We start from the raw sequence: 16,005 nt of genomic DNA on the forward strand, positions 1-16,005 counted from the left end.
TGCAAGCAATACAAAAAAAGCCCCGACTTGCGACGGGGCTTTTTTGCTAGATGATTTCCTTTTTGTTTTTTACCATGTCATAGAGCAGCTCGCGGGCGCGGTGCAACTGGGCTTTCACGGTGCCGAGGGGCGCTTTTAGTTCCTGGGCAATTTCCTCGTAGCTCAGCTCATCGAAGTAGCGCAGCGTCACGAGGCGCTGGTACTTATCGGGCAGCCGTGACACCACGTGCTGCATGATTTCGATTTTCTGGTTTTTGATGGCCGTTTCCTGGGGGTTCAGGTTCTGGTCGCGGAAGTCGATGGTAATTTCGTCGCCGTTGTCAATCTTGATGGCCGAGTCAATGGACATCGTCTTGATTTTATTCTTGCGAATAAAGTCGATGCAGTTATTGGTGGCAATGCGGAACAGCCAGGTGCTGAAGGCAAACTCGGGGTTAAACTTGTGCAGGTTACGGAAGGCCTTGGCGAAGGCTTCGATGGTGAGGTCCTCGGCGTCGTCGGGGTTACGCACCATCTTCAGCACCACGTGGTACACGGGCTTCTTGTAGATCTGCATCAGCTCGGCGTAAGCCTTGCCGTCGTTCTTCTCCACAGCGGCCCGAATCAACTTGAAATCGTGCTTGGCTTTGGCGGAGAACTGTTTTTCCTGATTTACTTCCATCGGAGCGTACGGTAGAGGAACAGCGAAATTCCCAGAGCGAGATAATAAAAAAAATACACAGCATCGAGCACCGGCAGCCACATGAGGGGCAGCCGATTATCGAGCCTACGGCCAAGTTGGTGGTACACGGCCGGCATAGCAGCGGTGCGTAGCAGGCACACCGTAGCCAAAGGTACCCAATCGGAGTGGGAAAACAGCAGGCCGATTGCCATGCCGTAAAAAAGCAGATTAGAGCCTATAAAGGCTCCTATTCGAGCCCGGTCGGCGAGGCGGTAGCTGCGCCCGGCGGAGAGGTGCCGCCGTTTCTGCCGCCACCACGCGCCCCAGGTTGCAGCCGGCTCACTGAGGGTATGCGCCCCCGGCTCGGCCACTACGGCTACCCGCACCCCGCGCTGCACGGCATCCTGCACCAGCAGGTCGTCGTCGCCGGAGAGGCTGCGGATGTGGGAAGCAAATCCTTTGGTTAGCTGAAAGACCTGCCGGGTGTACCCCAGATTGCGCCCTACCCCCATGTACGGCTGGCCGCGCCAGGCGAAGGACAAATACTGTGCCCCCGACAGCAAGGTTTCAAACCGAATTAACTTATTCAGGAAGCCCGGTTCTTCGGCGTAAGCCGAGTACCCCAATACCATGTCGGCCGGTTGGCTGAAGCCGCGCTGCATGTATCTGAGCCACTGATTGGTGGCCGGAATGCAGTCGGCATCGGTGAATAACAGGCGGGGGTGGCGAGAAGTTTTGATGCCCAGTGTCAGGGCGTACTTTTTGGGTGCCAATCCGTCAGGGGTGCTCGTGACAGTAACCAGCCGCACATGCGGGTAATACTGCGTGAGCTGCTGCACATACAGAAACGTATAATCACTGGAGCGGTCATCGATGACGACCAGCTCAAAGCCGGCCGGGTAGTCTTGCTGAAGCAGCAGGGGCAGCAGGCGGCGTAGGTTTTCCAACTCATTGTGGGCGCACACGAGTACGGATACAGGCTCATCATCCGGGCCGGCAGTGGGCTCCGGGGGGCGGCGGGCGAAGGGCAGAAAGTAGTAGGCCGCGTAACAGAGCTGTACCAGCACGGCGGCCAGCAGCACCCAGATGGCGGGGGAAAGAGAGAAAGGCAAAACGCAAGGAGTGATTCAGCTAGCAAAAGTAGGCATTCGGGGTGGGGCGAGTACCTTTGCGTCTGTAGCAGTTGTCAGTTGCTGGTTGTCAGTTGTCAGATCGTTCATTTTGCAACGCTGACTGACAACTGTCAACCAGCAACTGACAACTTACTCCCCAGAATGACCTTCGACCTCGTAGCCAACGACCCGCACTCCAATGCCCGCGCCGGCGTGGTGCACACCGACCACGGCGCCATTGAAACGCCCATTTTTATGCCCGTGGGCACGGCCGGCACCGTGAAAGCCGTGCAGCAGCGCGACCTGAAAGACGACATCAACGCCCAGATCATCCTCGGCAATACCTACCACCTGTACCTGCGCCCCGGCCTGGAAGTGCTCAGCAAAGCCGGCGGCCTGCACAAGTTCAACGGCTGGAACCGGCCCATCCTCACCGATTCGGGCGGGTACCAGGTGTACTCGCTCAGCGGCACGCGCAAAATCAAGGAAGAAGGCGTGAAGTTCCGCTCCCACGTGGATGGCTCCCAGCACCTGTTTTCGCCGGAGGGCGTGATGGACATTCAGCGCACCATCGGGGCCGACATCATCATGGCTTTCGATGAGTGCACGCCCTGGCCCTGCGAGTACAGCTACGCCGCCCGCTCCCTCGACATGACCCACCGCTGGCTGAAGCGCTGCATTCAGCGCTTCGACAGCACCGAGGGCCACTACGGCTACTCCCAAACGCTGTTCCCGATTGTGCAGGGCTCCACGTTCAAGGACCTGCGCGTGAAATCGGCGGAGTTTATTGCCGAGCAGGGCCGGGAAGGCAACGCCATTGGGGGCCTGAGCGTGGGCGAGCCGGCGGAAATGATGTATGAAATGACCGATGTGGTGTGCGGCATCCTGCCCAAGGACAAGCCCCGCTACCTGATGGGCGTGGGCACGCCGGCCAACATCCTCGAAAACATTGCGCTGGGCGTGGATATGTTCGACTGCGTGATGCCCACCCGCAACGCCCGCAACGGCATGCTGTTCACCACCCAGGGCATTATGAACGTGACCAATAAAAAGTGGGCCGACGACTTCGCGCCGATTGACGAAGAGCTGGGCGGCTACGTGAGCACCTTCTACTCGCGCAGCTACATGCGCCACCTGTTCCACAGCAAGGAAATGCTGGGCCCGCAAATTGCCTCCATCCACAACCTCACCTTCTACCTCTGGCTGGTGAAGCAGGCCCGCCAGCAAATCCTGGCTGGCACCTTCCGCGAGTGGAAAGATAGAATGGTGAAGCAGGTGATGACGCGCTTGTAAAGCACAGATACCCGCTGATTAAACTGATTACGCTGATTCGTTCGTTTGCCAGGATAGTCAGCCTGTTGACGTCTGAAGCCGCAGTACAGTAGCTAGGCGCTTTTGGTCTGAATTTAACCGTTTTCCCTCTTCGTTTGCGCCGGAAAATCTGCGTAATCAATTTCATCAGCGTGCATCTGTGATTCATGAAGCTGCTCGACAAATACATCATTAAGAAGTTTCTCACCGCGTTTTTCTTCTCGGTGGTGCTGCTCGTGTCGGTTATTTGCGTGATTGACTTCACGGAGAAAAACGACGATTTTTTGCAGCACAACCTGGGGGCCTGGCAGATTCTGACAGAGTACTACGTGAACCTGTTCCCGTATTTCGCCAACCTGCTCTCCCCCATCACGGTGTTTATTGCGGTGGTGTTTGTGACGGCCCAGCTGGCGGCGCGCACCGAGGTGGTGGCTATTCTGGCCTCGGGCATCAGCTTTAAGCGGTTTCTGCTACCCTACATCATGGGCAGCGTAATTCTGGGCGTGATGACGATGGCCATGACGGGCTGGCTGATTCCCATTGCCAACAAAACCCGGGTGCGCTTCGAGAAGGCCTACATCAAAAACCCCTACCGGTTCAGCGGACGCAACGTGCACATCAAAATCGGCCCGCAGAACTACGCCTTCATGGAAAGCTACGACAACGTGAACAACGTGGGCTACAAATTTGCGCTGGAAACCATTGACGGGCAGCTGCTCAAGCGCCGCATGACGGCCGAAGCCATTACCTGGGACTCCACCAAACGGGCCTGGCACCTCACGCCCCAGCTCGTTCGCACGTTCCGGGGCGAGAAGGAAACGCTCAAAACCATGCCCGCCCGCGACACGGTGCTCAACCTCTATCCGAAGGATTTCGCCAGCACCTACCGCCTGGCCGAAACCCTCACCCTACCCGAGCTTAACCGCTTCATCGACCAGAAAATAGCCCGCGGCTCCGACGATACGCAGGTGTACCTGAGCGAGAAACACGAGCGGTACGCTTACCCCTACGCCATGTTCATTCTCACCGTCATTGGCGTGATTATGAGTGCCCGCAAGAGCCGGGCCGGTGTGGGCGGACAGATTGCGCTGGGCTTCGTGCTGGCCTTCGTGTTCATCATCTTCGTGATTCTGAGCCGCAACCTGGCCGCCGTGGGCACCCTCTCGCCTTTGCTGGCCGCCTGGATTCCCAGCATCATTTTCACCCTCATCGGGGCCGTGCTCTACCGGGTAATACCGCAGTAACGGTGAGGTGGTGAACTTGTGAAATGGTGAGTTTGATGTTCAACCCACGCAAGTAGCTCATTATGAACATTAAACTCACCATTTCACAAGTTCACCACCTCACAACTTCACCGCATGCTCAAAGACTACCTGCGTTTACATTTCATTGTGCTGCTGTGGGGCTTCACGGCTATTCTGGGCAAGCTGATTTCGGTGCCGCCGGTGGAGCTGGTGTTCTGGCGCACGTTGCTGGCCGCTACGGGCCTGGCGGTGCTGCTGGCGGTGCGGCGGCAGCCGTGGCGGGTGGCGGCCGGTGAAGCGGCCAAACTGCTGGGTGTGGGCGTGCTGGTGGCGGCGCACTGGATTACCTTTTTCCTAGCCGCCCGACTGTCGTCGGTGAGTGTGTGTCTGGCGGGTTTGGCTACGCTGGCGCTGTGGACGTCCCTGCTGGAGCCGCTGGTGCTGTGGCGGCGGGTGCGCTTTTATGAGGTGGGGCTGGGTTTGCTGACGATGGTGGGGCTGTACCTGGTGTCGCAGGCGGAGCTGGACCAGATGGCGGGGCTGCTGGTGGCGATACTATCGGCGGGGCTGTCGGCTTTGTTCAGCGTATTCAACTCCAAGCTGGTGAAGCGCCACACCCCGTTTCAGGTGACGCTGTACGAAATGGCCGGGGCCTGCCTGAGCATCGTGCTGTTCATGCCCGTGTATAGCCGGTATTTCACCGAGGGCCAGGGCCTGCAGCTGGCACTTTCCGGCTACGACTGGCTGTGGCTGCTGCTACTGGCGGGCGTGTGTACGGTGTATGCCTTCAGCACGTCCGTGGAGTTAATGAAGCGCATTTCGGCCTTCGTGGTGAACCTGACCATCAACCTGGAGCCCGTATACGGCATTGTGCTGGCCGTCATCATGTACACGCTGCGGGTGCCAGGTTTCGGGCAGGAAAAACTTTCTACCGGCTTCTATCTGGGCACGGTGGTTATTCTGTCCAGCGTGCTTATTCACCCCATTCTCGACCAGTGGAACCAGCGCCGCCAGCGCAAAGCCCAGGCGGCTGATGTGCTGGTGGGCTAGTAGTGAGATGGTCAACTGGTGAAATGGTGAGTTTGACGTTCTGTTGATCTATACAGCGCGAATGGCGCAAGCCGAACATCAAACTCACCATCTCACCATTTCACCACTACAACCGCCCGTCCCACACCTGGTATTCCTGAGCCAGCTCCAGTTTCGGTGGCGTTTCCTGGCCTGGGAACAGTCCGTACACCGCCGAGCCAGAGCCGGATAAGCTGGCGTAGGCCGCACCGGCCGCGTACAGCTGTGCTTTGATTTCGCCCAGTACCGGGTATTGCGGCATGAGGGCTTCCTCGAAGTCGTTGCTGATGGTGTCGCGCCAGGTTTCCAGGGGTTGGCTAATGGCCGTGCGTAACTCGTGGCGGGGGGTGCGGGGCTGCACACGGCTGTAGGCCTCGGCCGTGCTGATGTGCAGGCCCGGGTACACCACTTTGCAGGCCACCCCGGTCAAATCCAGCGTAACATCCTCGAAAACATCACCCCGCTCATAGGCCAAAACCGGCTTGTTCCGAATGAAAAAGGCGCAGTCGGAGCCCAAGCGGCGGGCGTAGCCTTCCAGCGCAGCCGGAGTAAGCCCCAGCACAAACAGGTCGTTGAGGGCGCGCAGGGCAAACGCGGCGTCGCCGGAGCCGCCACCCAGCCCTGCCCCGATGGGTACTACCTTGTGCAGATGTAGCTGTACTGGGGGCAGGTCGAAATCAGCCTTCAGCAACTCATAAGCCCGCAAACACAGGTTCGTAGCCAGCTCGCCGGGAATAGGAATGCCGGTAAGGGTCAACGAGGTTTCAGTGCCCATAAAAGCGGGCAGCACTTCCAGCGCATCCGTCCACGGCAGCGGCACAAACACCGATTCGAGGTTGCGGAATCCATCGGGCCGCTGGCTGGTGATGTACAGGCCGAGGTTGAGCTTAGCGTTGGGAAAAACGAGCATGGGAATCGGAAGCTAGAGGCCGCAAGCTACGAGCTACCCGCCATTCTCATCATGCCCCGGGCTGCCCAATTACACCGGACAGTTCAGAAAAGAGCGGACAGCGTGTAGCTTGCGGCTTCAAGCTCACAGCTATGACACAACGCCCTTCCTGGTACGCCCGCTCCGGCAAGCGCCTGCTCGACGTGGCCGTGGCCACCCCGCTGCTGGTGCTGGCACTGCCCATACTGGCCGTTCTGGCGGTGCTGCTGGCCCGCCAGAACGGGGGCCACTGGCTGTTCCACCAGCCCCGGCCCGGCCGACACGGCCAGTTGTTTCCCTTCTACAAGCTCCAGACGATGACCAACCAGCTCGATGCTCAGGGCCAACTGCTGCCCGATGCGGAGCGCCTGCCGCGGCTGGGGCGCTGGGTACGCGCCACCTCCCTCGACGAGCTACCCCAGCTCTGGAATGTGCTGCGCGGCGACATTAGCCTGGTAGGACCCCGCCCCTTGCTGGCGCAGTACCTGCCGCTGTACTCCCCGGAGCAGGCTCGCCGCCACGAGGTACGGCCCGGTATTACTGGCTGGGCGCAAGTTAACGGGCGCAACGCCATCAGCTGGGAGCAGAAGTTTGCCTACGACGTGTGGTACGTGGAGCATCTGTCGTTCGGGCTGGATATGCGAATTTTGCTGCGCACCGTAGGCCGCGTGCTGGGTGCCCACGATATTGCCGCGCCCGGCCAGGCCACCATGGAAGCCTTCCGGGGTACGCCGCCCGCTTCTCCTAGTTCGCCCTCATAATTTTACGCCCTCTATGCAGCCAGCTTCTACTTTTTCCAAGGCATTGCGGCCACTGGCTATTGTGGGGGCTGGTGGGCTAGGCCGGGAAGTGCTGCTACTGGTGCGGCAAATCAATGAGCAGCAACCCACCTGGGAGGTTACCGGCTTCTACGATGACCAAGTGCCAGCCCAGCCTACTATTCACGGCATCCCCTACCGCGGCACTGTGGCCGACCTCAATGCCAGCCCGGAGCCGCTGCACGCCGTAGTTGCCGTGGGCAGCAGCCGCAGCCGCCAGGCCATTGCCGGCCGACTCACTTCCGCCCATCTGCAGTTTGCCACCTTGGTGCACCCCGGCGTGGCACAGGCCGACTATCAGCACCTCACCATCGGGGCAGGTTCGGTTATCTGCCAAGGCTGTATTCTTACCTGTGACATCACCCTGGGCCAGCATGTGCTCCTGAACTTGGGGTGTACCATTGGCCACGATGCCGTGCTGGAGGATTTTTGCTCCCTGATGCCCCATGCCAACGTGGGCGGCGAGGCCCACTTGGAAGCGGGCGTATACCTGGGCACCAATGCTACGGTCATCAACCAGGTGCGCGTGGGGTCTGGTACGATAGTGGGGGCCGGGGCCGTGGTAGTGCGGAATTTGCCGGGTAATTGCACGGCCGTGGGCGTGCCCGCCCGAACGGTTCAGGCCCAAAGACAACCGTAGCTCCTGGCAGATTTTCCGCTCCGGCATCAGCAAATTTCTTCATCTTGCTAGCTACCCGCCTACCTTTTTCCTTTTTAGTTTCATGCGCAGTCAGGATTACGACCGGTTGTATCTGTCCCCACCCCACCTGGGCCGCCATGAGCTGAATTACCTGCACAAGGCCATTGAGGATAACTGGGTGGCCCCGGTAGGGCCCAACCTGGATGGATTTGAGCAAGACATCTGCGAGTTCACGGGAGCCGGACACTGCGTGGCCTTATCATCGGGCACTGCCGCTATTCACCTGGGCCTGCAGTTGCTGGGTGTGGGCCCCGGCGACGAGGTGCTCTGCCCTTCCTTCACGTTCGTGGCCACGGCCAATCCCATTTTGTATCTGGGAGCCAAGCCCGTCTTTATCGACAGCGAAGCCGAAACCTGGAATATTTGCCCGGAGCGGCTCCGCGAAGCCTTATTGGAGATGCAGCGGCAGAACCGCCGGCCCAAAGCCCTCATCATTGTGCACCTCTATGGCATGCCCTGCCGCCTGCGCGAGGTGCTGAGCGTGGCGCAGGAATACGGGGTACCGGTACTAGAGGATGCTGCCGAAGCTTTGGGTAGCCGCTATGAAGGCCAGCCCTTAGGTACATTCGGCGACGTAGGCGTTTTCTCCTTCAATGGCAATAAGATACTGACCACCAGCGGGGGCGGCGCCCTGGTAACCAACCACCCCGGTTGGGCCGACAAAACGCGCTTCTGGGCCACTCAAGCCCGCGACCCGGCCCCCTACTACCAGCACTCCGAAGTAGGCTACAATTACCGGCTAAGCAACCTACTGGCGGGCATCGGGCGAGGACAAATGGGTCTGTTGGAAGACCGGGTAAAGCGCCGCCGCGAAATTTATACCTGGTACCAGAAGCATCTGCATGCAATTCCCGGCCTTGCACTTGGGCCCCAGGAGCCGGCCGGGGGACACTCTAACCGCTGGCTTACCTGCCTTCTGCTCAACCCCGCTGAAACTGCCCTCACACCTGAGCAATTGCGCCTGCACCTGGAAACCCGCAACATCGAGAGCCGTCCGCTCTGGAAGCCCCTGCACTTGCAGCCACTTTTCGCGGAGGCTCCGGTGTACGGCGGCAAGGTATGTGGTGGCCTGTTTGAGCGGGGCCTTTGTTTGCCTTCCGGCTCAGCCATGACGGAAGCTGATTTACAGCGCGTTGCATCATCGATTCACGCAATCAATCACCTTGCGTAACTCATTGATTTGGCACAAAAAGTTTCACAGGTAGTTTATGGAGTACAAAATGCATTATAGATAGTATAAACAAAAACCGCCTCTAAATCACTTCAGAGGCGGTTTACTATTAAATCGGGCTAATCTAATGCCTGCTGCAAGTCCGTCAGCAGTTCAGCTACTGGCTCAATGCCTACCGACAGGCGAATCAATCCGGCCGTAATACCCAGCTCCTGCCGCTGCTCCTCGGTAAGCGCCCGGTGCGAAGTACCGACCGGATATGATAACGACGAATCGACCCCGGCCAAAGACGGCGCAAACGGGAACCGCTGGCTACCCCGGATGAACCGGTTTACCGCCTCCACCGAATCATCGGCCAGCCGGAACGACACCATACCCCCGAAGCGGCCCGCGCCCTGCTCACTGGCCAGCTCGTGCTGGGCGTGCGTGAACAAACCCGGATAAAATACCTCCCCTACGGCCGGGTGCTCCGCCAGCAGCTCAGCCACGGCCTGGGCATTGTAGCAGTGGGCATTCATGCGCAGGCGCAGGGTTTTGAGGCCCCGCACCGCCAGCCAGCTTTCCATAGGGCTCAGGGTGAGGCCAAACAGTGTCCCGATTTGCTTGAGCCGGGCGGCATCCTCGGCCGTGCGGGCCACCACGGCTCCGGCTGTTACATCGGAGTGGCCGGCCAGGTACTTGGTCACACTGTGCATCACCAAATCGGCCCCGAAAGCTAAGGGGTTGGTAAGCACCGGGGAGGCAAACGTGTTGTCCACCACCAGCTTCAGGCCTAAGGCGTGAGTTGCCTCTGCGGCCGCCCGCAGGTCAACCACGCGCAGCAGCGGGTTACTAATGGTTTCGCAGAGCAACAGCCGGGTGCGGGGCTGCGCATACGCCGCCAAATTACCCGTCAGGTCATCGAAGGGCACATATGTTACCGCAATACCCAGCCGCTCCAGCTCCTGATTCAGCAGCGCCGCTGAGCCCCCGTAGATGTCGGCCGCGCACAGCACATGGTCACCGCCCGTGCAATACGTGAGAATTGCCGCAAAAATGGCCGCCATACCCGAGCCCGTGGCCACGGCTCCCGTCCCACCTTCTAGGTGGTTTACCGCCTCCGCCAGCTCATCGGAGTTGGGGTTGCCGTTGCGTGAGTACAGATAGCGGCTGCCAGGTTCCCCGAAGTACAGTTCCAACTCGTTGAGGTCTTCAAACTTGAAAACCGAGGTCTGGTAAATGGGTGTGATTTTGGGGTGGATGTGCATGAATTTCTTAGGTAAGCAGCCGCTATTGGGTGGGGCGGCAGGGCAAGAACACCAGCCTCCCGCAAAAGCTGCAAGCTACCACCTCCCCTTGCAGCAAAACAAAAGCCCCACGCCTGCTAAGCAGACGCGGGGCTTTCAAAAAGTTAGATCGGCCAGCGTTACGCCGAAGCGCCTTCCGCCAGCACAATTACATTGTTACGCAGCACTTCTACCACGCCACCTTCAATGGCGAAGCGGGTTGAGCCGCCGTTCAGCACCACTTCCCCGGCTTTCAAAGCCGAAATCAGTGGGGCATGGTTGTTCAATACTTCAAACAGGCCATCTACACCCGGAAACTGGGCCGATGTAACCTCCCCCTCAAACACCTTACGGTCGGGCGTGATGATTTCCAGATGCATATCAGTTGTCAGTTTTTAGTTGTCAATTGTCAGTTGTCAGAACTTCCTGACAACCGACAACTGAGAACTGTCAACTAAAAGATTACTTGGTGGCGTCAGCCATCAGCTTCTCGCCTTTGGCCACGGCATCCTCAATGTTGCCCACCAAGTTGAAGGCGGCCTCGGGGAGGTGGTCGTATTTGCCGTCGATGATGGCGTTGAAACCGATAATAGTTTCCTTGATGTCAACCAGTACACCTTTCAGGCCGGTGAACTGCTCGGCTACGTGGAAGGGCTGCGACAGGAAACGCTGCACCCGACGGGCGCGCGTTACGGTCAGCTTATCTTCCTCCGAGAGTTCGTCCATACCCAGAATGGCAATGATGTCCTGCAGTTCTTTGTAGCGCTGCAGAATCTCCTTCACGCGCTGGGCGGTGTTGTAGTGCTCCTCGCCCAGTACTTCTACCGACAGAATGCGGGAAGTAGAGTCCAATGGGTCTACGGCGGGGTAGATACCCAGCTCGGAGATTTTGCGGCTCAGTACGGTGGTAGCATCCAAGTGGGCAAACGTCGTCGACGGAGCCGGGTCAGTCAAGTCATCGGCAGGTACATATACAGCCTGCACCGACGTGATAGAACCACGCTTGGTAGAGGTAATACGCTCCTGCATGGCGCCCATTTCAGTGGCCAGCGTGGGCTGGTACCCTACGGCCGAAGGCATCCGGCCCAGCAGAGCCGATACTTCCGAGCCCGCCTGCGTGAAGCGGAAAATGTTGTCGATGAAGAACAGAATGTCGCGGCCGGCACCGGTGCCGTCACCGTCGCGGAAGTTCTCGGCTACCGTGAGGCCCGAGAGGGCTACGCGGGCCCGGGCTCCGGGGGGCTCGTTCATCTGACCAAACACGAGGGTAGCCTGCGACTTCAGCAGTTCGTTCTCGTCCACTTTGGTCAGGTCCCAGCCACCGGCTTCCATCGAGTGCTTGAACTCCTCGCCGTACTTGATGATGTCCGACTCGATGAATTCGCGCAGCAGGTCATTGCCTTCGCGGGTACGCTCACCCACACCGGCAAACACCGACAGACCAGCGTAGGCCTTGGCGATGTTGTTTACCAGCTCCATGATGAGTACGGTTTTGCCTACACCGGCACCACCGAACAAACCAATTTTGCCACCCTTTACATAAGGAGCGAGCAGGTCAATTACTTTGATACCCGTGTAGAGAATCTCCGACGAGGTAGCGAGGTCTTCGAAAGGCGGGGCCTGGCGGTGAATGGGCAGGGCGCCGTCGCTCTTGGGCTGTGGGATGCCGTCGATGGCTTGGCCGATTACATTGAACAGGCGGCCTTTAATGCCTTCGCCCGTGGGCATCGACATGGGGGCACCTAGGTCACGTACGGCAGCGCCACGGGTCAGGCCCTCGGTCGAGTCCATGGCGATGGTACGCACCCGGTCTTCGCCCAGGTGTTGCTGGACCTCCAGCACGACCACCTGGCCGTTGTCCTTGATGACTTCGAGGGCGTCGAGAATGTTGGGAAGCTTAGAGCCTTCACCCGCGAAGCTCACGTCCACCACGGGACCGATAACCTGGGTGATTTTGCCGGTATTCGCCATTTCTTTTACTATAAGGGGATGGGTGCAACGTTTCAGGTCGCAAAAGTACGGCTTAATCCCGGCATTGCCAAGGCCGCCCGACAGGCCAGTGCACCAACTTTTTTTTCAGCGGCTGAACTGCTGAAAATCAGTTAGGAAAGCCTCTTTCTTAGCCTTTCGCACCTAAACCTGGCAAAAAATAATTGCCTAGAAATTTGCCTTGAATAAAAGCCGCTGTACATTTGCACAACCAAACGGCACGCTTACACCGGCAGCCGAGCGGGAAATTGTCCGATGGTGTAACTGGCAACACGCTTGATTTTGATTCAAGAAAGTCCAGGTTCGAGCCCTGGTCGGACAACTTCGACACTCTCCAACGCGAAAGGCGCTGATTCTTCCCTCTACCGGAAGAGTCGGCGCCTTTCGCTTTTTCAATCACAGATTTTTCAGATTGAAAAGGGATTTCGCAGATGGAACGGCCCGTTCTATCGTCTGCGGAATCCCTTTTTTCAGTTTGCAGAATCTGTGACTCACTTTTCCACCACCCCTTTTCATGTCACAGCAGGTTAAAATTTTTGCAGGTAATGCTTCCCGTGAGTTGGGCGAGCAGATTGCGGCCGCCTACGGCATCCAGCCCGGCGACTTAAGCATTCAGCGGTTTGCCGATACGGAGCTGGGCCCCTCCTTCAATGAAAGCGTGCGGGGCTGCGCCGTATTCCTGATTCAGAGTACTAACCCCCCGGCCGAAAACCTGATGGAGCTGGCCCTGATGGTGGATGCTGCCAAGCGCGCCTCGGCCTATAAGGTGAATGTGGTGATGCCTTACATGGGCTATGCCCGCCAAGACCGTAAAGACAAACCGCGCGTGAGCATTGGGGCCAAAGTAGTGGCCAATATGATTCAGAGCGTGGGTGCTGACCGCCTGATGACCTGCGACCTGCACGCCGGCCAGATTCAGGGCTTCTACGATATTCCGGTGGACCACCTCGACGGCTCCACCGTAACGGCCCCCTACATCAAAAGCCTGAACCTGGATAACCTACTCTTTGCCTCCCCCGACGTGGGCGGCGTGGTGCGTACCCGGGCCTTTGCCAAGAAGTTCGGGGCCGAAATTGTGGTCTGCGACAAAATGCGCCTGCGAGCCAACGAAATTGCCTCCATGCAGGTAATTGGCGACGTGACCGGCATGAACGTGGTGCTGGTGGATGACATTGTGGATACGGCCGGCACCATCTGTAAAGCCGCCGAGCTGCTGATGGAGCGCGGGGCCAAATCCGTGCGGGCCGTTATTACTCACCCCGTGCTTTCGGGCCCGGCCCACGAGCGGATTCGCAACTCGGTATTGGAGGAACTGGTAGTAACCGATACGATTCCGTTGAAGGAGGAAAATCCCAAAATCAAGGTTATTTCCCTGGCTCCGCTGTTCGCCCAAGCCATTCACAACGTGGTGTCGCACGAGTCGATTAGCTCATTGTTTGTGTAAGGTGGTTTTACTGTCATCCTGAGCGGAGCGAAGAATCTTATTTCTTCAAAACGAGTCGCTGAAACGATATCCGTTCTGGCGGGATAAGGTCCTTCGCTCCACTCAGGATGACAGATGGGTTAGTTTGTCAGCTTTCAAATCCCAAACAATCCGCCTATCTTTGCGGCCCGTTTGTCTGCTGTGGGCAGGCGGTTTTTCCTCAAAAGCACCCGTTTATGAAAAGCCTCGAGATTGTAGGGTTTAAAAGAGCGAATCTCGGTAAGAAGGACGCTAAGGCGCTCCGCCTCGACTCGTACGTTCCTTGCGTACTGTACGGCGGCGCCGACGAAGTTCACTTCTCCGTTCCGGCCATCTTGTTCCGCGAATTGCTGTACACCCCCGAGGTGCACGTAGTTGAGCTGAATATCGAAGGTGATATCCGCCGCGCCATCGTGCAGGATGCCCAGTTCCACCCCGTGAACGAAATGTTGCTGCACGTTGACTTCCTGGAACTGCAGGATGGCAAAGAAGTGAAAATGGACGTTCCCGTGAAGTACGTAGGCGTTTCGCCGGGCGTACTGGCCGGTGGCAAGCTGGTAAGCAAGCTGCGTAAGATCAAAGTGCGTGCTACCCCCGAAAACCTGCCCGATTCCGTGGAAGTGGATATTTCGGACCTGGGTCTGGGCAAGTCGATCAAAGTGAACAAAGTGGAGCCTAAAGGCTACACCATCCTCACTAACTCGCTGGCTCCCATTGCTACCGTTACCATCCCGCGTGCCCTCAAAGGCCAGCTGCAGGCTGACAAATAAGGCTCCCGGATTTTTTCGGATCAACGTCGGATTTCCACGGATTTCGTGGACGATTTTCCGGAAGAATCTTATCAAAAAGGCTGTCCTGTTCGCAGGGCAGCCTTTTTTTATAGGCACGCGACATCCGTTACGTGCTGTTTGATTGCGGCTGGCCGAATATTTTCGGCTACCAAATCCGTAAAAATCCGACTCTAATCCGCTACAAATCCGTGAGCAAGTTTCTTGTGCTGTGCCTGGGCAACATCGGGCCGGAATATGCCGATACGCGCCACAACGTGGGCTTTATGGTGGGCGACTACCTAGCCCGCAAACACGACGCTGCGCCTTGGCAGCTGGGCCGCCACGCCTTCACCACCGAAATCAAACACAAAGGTCACACCTACGTGCTGGTGAAACCCACCACCTACATGAACCTGAGCGGCAAGGCGGCGGCTCATTGGCTGAGCACCCTCAAGCTCACCAAGGAAAACATGGTAGTCGTCACCGACGACCTGGCCCTACCCTTCGGCAAGCTGCGCCTAAAGGCCAAAGGCTCGGCCGGCGGCCAGAACGGCCTCAAGCATATCCAGGAAACCCTGGGCTCCGACGAGTACGCCCGCCTGCGCTTCGGCATCGACTCCAGCTTCTCGAAAGGCCGGCAGGTGGATTACGTGCTCAGCCCCTTCTCTGCCGATGAAAACATCGACCTGGAAGGCCGCCTGGAAAAAGCCGCCGAGGCTGTACTGGCCTTTGGGGCTATGGGTGTGGAACGGGCCATGAACGTGGTGAACGTGAAATGAACCCTGAAATGGTAAATAAAAAGCCGCAACCGTTTTACTCGGTTGCGGCTTTTTATTTACCTCGGATAAGATGATCTGAGAGTTTCTGCACACCGAAACTACTGGACAGCCTATCAACTTTCTCACACAAAGTTGTCAATGTCCTTTCGGCTGCAGAAATGGCGGCTGCCAGTGCCTGAATTTCCACTGAGAATTGCAGTAGGGTTGGCTGATCAAACATTTCGTCTTCGTCATGACAGGTAATGCGCAGCATAGATCCTTGCCGGGTAGCTTTTGGGCATGGGTGACCTTCCATGCAGAAGTAGCCTGACTGAAACTGCGGTTCCACCAATGCTTGCCATCTGTACAGGTCAGCCAGCGTACCGCAACACTGCGGAATTACTACAGGAGTATCATCTAGAAACAGTATACCACCACCAAACAAGGCACAGGAATCTGCTGCAGCTACTACCTCATCTGCGGGATGCAAGTGAGCCTGTATCAGCTTTTGTAAATCTGGTAAAGTCCAGTCCCCTACAGTTAGAAAATGGCTACCCGGTAGCACACGCTTATAATCGTTAAATCCGGCTATCTGTAGTATGCGGGCCTGATACTGTTCCCATTGCAGGGGGTTATGTATAAAATTCGACGCAGGGCGCGGGCCTGCCAGTTGCCAATCAATAACTAACGACGAAATATCTACTACGGGGACTAATTCTACTTTCATTGACAGATCTGATATCATATT

The 16,005-nt window shown here is 57.7% G+C and carries 16 protein-coding genes and 1 tRNA gene; 10 read left to right on the top strand and 7 right to left on the bottom strand.

Annotated elements, in window-relative coordinates; genetic code table 11:
- Nucleotides 1-46 precede the first annotated feature (46 nt).
- Both ROI90_RS08525 and ROI90_RS08530 read right to left on the bottom strand, forming a co-directional pair.
- The gene (locus tag ROI90_RS08525; RefSeq protein WP_044001076.1) at nucleotides 47-661 is read right to left on the bottom strand and encodes an RNA polymerase sigma factor; all 615 of its coding nucleotides are present in this window, start codon (nucleotides 659-661) and stop codon (nucleotides 47-49) included.
- Nucleotides 652-1,773, bottom strand: a complete 1,122-nt coding sequence (locus ROI90_RS08530; RefSeq protein ID WP_315997912.1) for a glycosyltransferase — start codon at nucleotides 1,771-1,773, stop codon at nucleotides 652-654. Before ROI90_RS08530 ends, ROI90_RS08525 begins: the two co-directional genes overlap by 10 nt.
- 162 nt (nucleotides 1,774-1,935) lie before the next feature.
- Here ROI90_RS08530 and tgt point away from each other — a divergent pair, with 162 nt between their 5' ends.
- The 3 genes from tgt (at nucleotide 1,936) to ROI90_RS08545 (ending at nucleotide 5,378) form a co-directional block, all read left to right on the top strand.
- Nucleotides 1,936-3,066, top strand: a complete 1,131-nt coding sequence (gene tgt / locus ROI90_RS08535; RefSeq protein ID WP_315997913.1) for a tRNA guanosine(34) transglycosylase Tgt — start codon at nucleotides 1,936-1,938, stop codon at nucleotides 3,064-3,066.
- A gap of 185 nt (nucleotides 3,067-3,251) precedes the next feature.
- Nucleotides 3,252-4,328, top strand: coding sequence for an LptF/LptG family permease (locus tag ROI90_RS08540; RefSeq protein ID WP_315997914.1), 1,077 nt, complete (start codon nucleotides 3,252-3,254; stop codon nucleotides 4,326-4,328).
- A 114-nt stretch (nucleotides 4,329-4,442) separates the two neighbouring features.
- Nucleotides 4,443-5,378, top strand: a complete 936-nt coding sequence (locus tag ROI90_RS08545) for a DMT family transporter (protein WP_315997915.1) — start codon at nucleotides 4,443-4,445, stop codon at nucleotides 5,376-5,378.
- 106 nt (nucleotides 5,379-5,484) lie between these two features.
- Here ROI90_RS08545 and ispE read toward each other — a convergent pair whose 3' ends face one another.
- The gene (ispE, locus tag ROI90_RS08550; RefSeq protein ID WP_315997916.1) at nucleotides 5,485-6,306 is read right to left on the bottom strand and encodes a 4-(cytidine 5'-diphospho)-2-C-methyl-D-erythritol kinase; all 822 of its coding nucleotides are present in this window, start codon (nucleotides 6,304-6,306) and stop codon (nucleotides 5,485-5,487) included.
- Nucleotides 6,307-6,437: 131 nt separating this feature from the next.
- On the opposite strand from ispE, the gene ROI90_RS08555 reads away from it, so the two are divergent.
- The 3 genes from ROI90_RS08555 (at nucleotide 6,438) to ROI90_RS08565 (ending at nucleotide 9,013) form a co-directional block, all read left to right on the top strand.
- Nucleotides 6,438-7,085 (top strand): sugar transferase, encoded by a 648-nt coding sequence (locus ROI90_RS08555; RefSeq protein WP_315997917.1) that lies wholly within the window; start codon nucleotides 6,438-6,440, stop codon nucleotides 7,083-7,085.
- Between the two features lie 13 nt (nucleotides 7,086-7,098).
- Entirely contained in the window at nucleotides 7,099-7,782 is a 684-nt protein-coding gene (locus tag ROI90_RS08560; protein WP_315997918.1) for an acetyltransferase, read from the top strand.
- A gap of 82 nt (nucleotides 7,783-7,864) precedes the next feature.
- A complete protein-coding gene (locus ROI90_RS08565; RefSeq protein ID WP_315997919.1) occupies nucleotides 7,865-9,013 on the top strand; it encodes a DegT/DnrJ/EryC1/StrS family aminotransferase in 1,149 nt (382 codons plus the stop codon).
- Nucleotides 9,014-9,132: 119 nt separating this feature from the next.
- Here the strand turns inward: ROI90_RS08565 and ROI90_RS08570 are convergent, their stop codons facing one another.
- The 3 genes from ROI90_RS08570 to atpD form a co-directional block, all read right to left on the bottom strand.
- Complete coding sequence (locus ROI90_RS08570; RefSeq protein WP_315997920.1) at nucleotides 9,133-10,260, bottom strand: trans-sulfuration enzyme family protein; 1,128 nt, start codon at nucleotides 10,258-10,260, stop codon at nucleotides 9,133-9,135.
- A 158-nt stretch (nucleotides 10,261-10,418) separates the two neighbouring features.
- Nucleotides 10,419-10,658, bottom strand: a complete 240-nt coding sequence (atpC, locus tag ROI90_RS08575) for an ATP synthase F1 subunit epsilon (protein WP_315997921.1) — start codon at nucleotides 10,656-10,658, stop codon at nucleotides 10,419-10,421.
- A gap of 82 nt (nucleotides 10,659-10,740) precedes the next feature.
- Nucleotides 10,741-12,249, bottom strand: a complete 1,509-nt coding sequence (atpD, locus tag ROI90_RS08580) for a F0F1 ATP synthase subunit beta (RefSeq protein ID WP_315997922.1) — start codon at nucleotides 12,247-12,249, stop codon at nucleotides 10,741-10,743.
- Between the two features lie 267 nt (nucleotides 12,250-12,516).
- On the opposite strand from atpD, the gene ROI90_RS08585 reads away from it, so the two are divergent.
- The 4 genes from ROI90_RS08585 to pth all read left to right on the top strand — a co-directional run bounded on the left by ROI90_RS08585 (nucleotide 12,517) and on the right by pth (nucleotide 15,278).
- Nucleotides 12,517-12,589: transfer RNA gene (locus ROI90_RS08585), tRNA-Gln, on the top strand.
- 192 nt (nucleotides 12,590-12,781) lie between these two features.
- Nucleotides 12,782-13,711 carry a ribose-phosphate pyrophosphokinase gene (locus ROI90_RS08590; protein WP_315997923.1) on the top strand — a complete coding sequence of 310 codons (930 nt, stop codon included), beginning with the start codon at nucleotides 12,782-12,784 and terminating at the stop codon, nucleotides 13,709-13,711.
- 215 nt (nucleotides 13,712-13,926) lie between these two features.
- A complete protein-coding gene (locus ROI90_RS08595; RefSeq protein ID WP_315997924.1) occupies nucleotides 13,927-14,499 on the top strand; it encodes a 50S ribosomal protein L25/general stress protein Ctc in 573 nt (190 codons plus the stop codon).
- A 209-nt stretch (nucleotides 14,500-14,708) separates the two neighbouring features.
- Nucleotides 14,709-15,278 carry an aminoacyl-tRNA hydrolase gene (gene pth, locus ROI90_RS08600; protein WP_315997925.1) on the top strand — a complete coding sequence of 190 codons (570 nt, stop codon included), beginning with the start codon at nucleotides 14,709-14,711 and terminating at the stop codon, nucleotides 15,276-15,278.
- 52 nt (nucleotides 15,279-15,330) lie between these two features.
- On the opposite strand, the gene ROI90_RS08605 is transcribed toward pth, so the two are convergent.
- Nucleotides 15,331-16,002: a hypothetical protein gene (locus ROI90_RS08605; protein WP_315997926.1), complete on the bottom strand. Its 672-nt coding sequence runs from the start codon at nucleotides 16,000-16,002 to the stop codon at nucleotides 15,331-15,333.
- Nucleotides 16,003-16,005: the final 3 nt, after the last annotated feature.

The organism is Hymenobacter endophyticus (assembly GCF_032464715.1).
Classification (GTDB): domain Bacteria; phylum Bacteroidota; class Bacteroidia; order Cytophagales; family Hymenobacteraceae; genus Hymenobacter; species Hymenobacter endophyticus.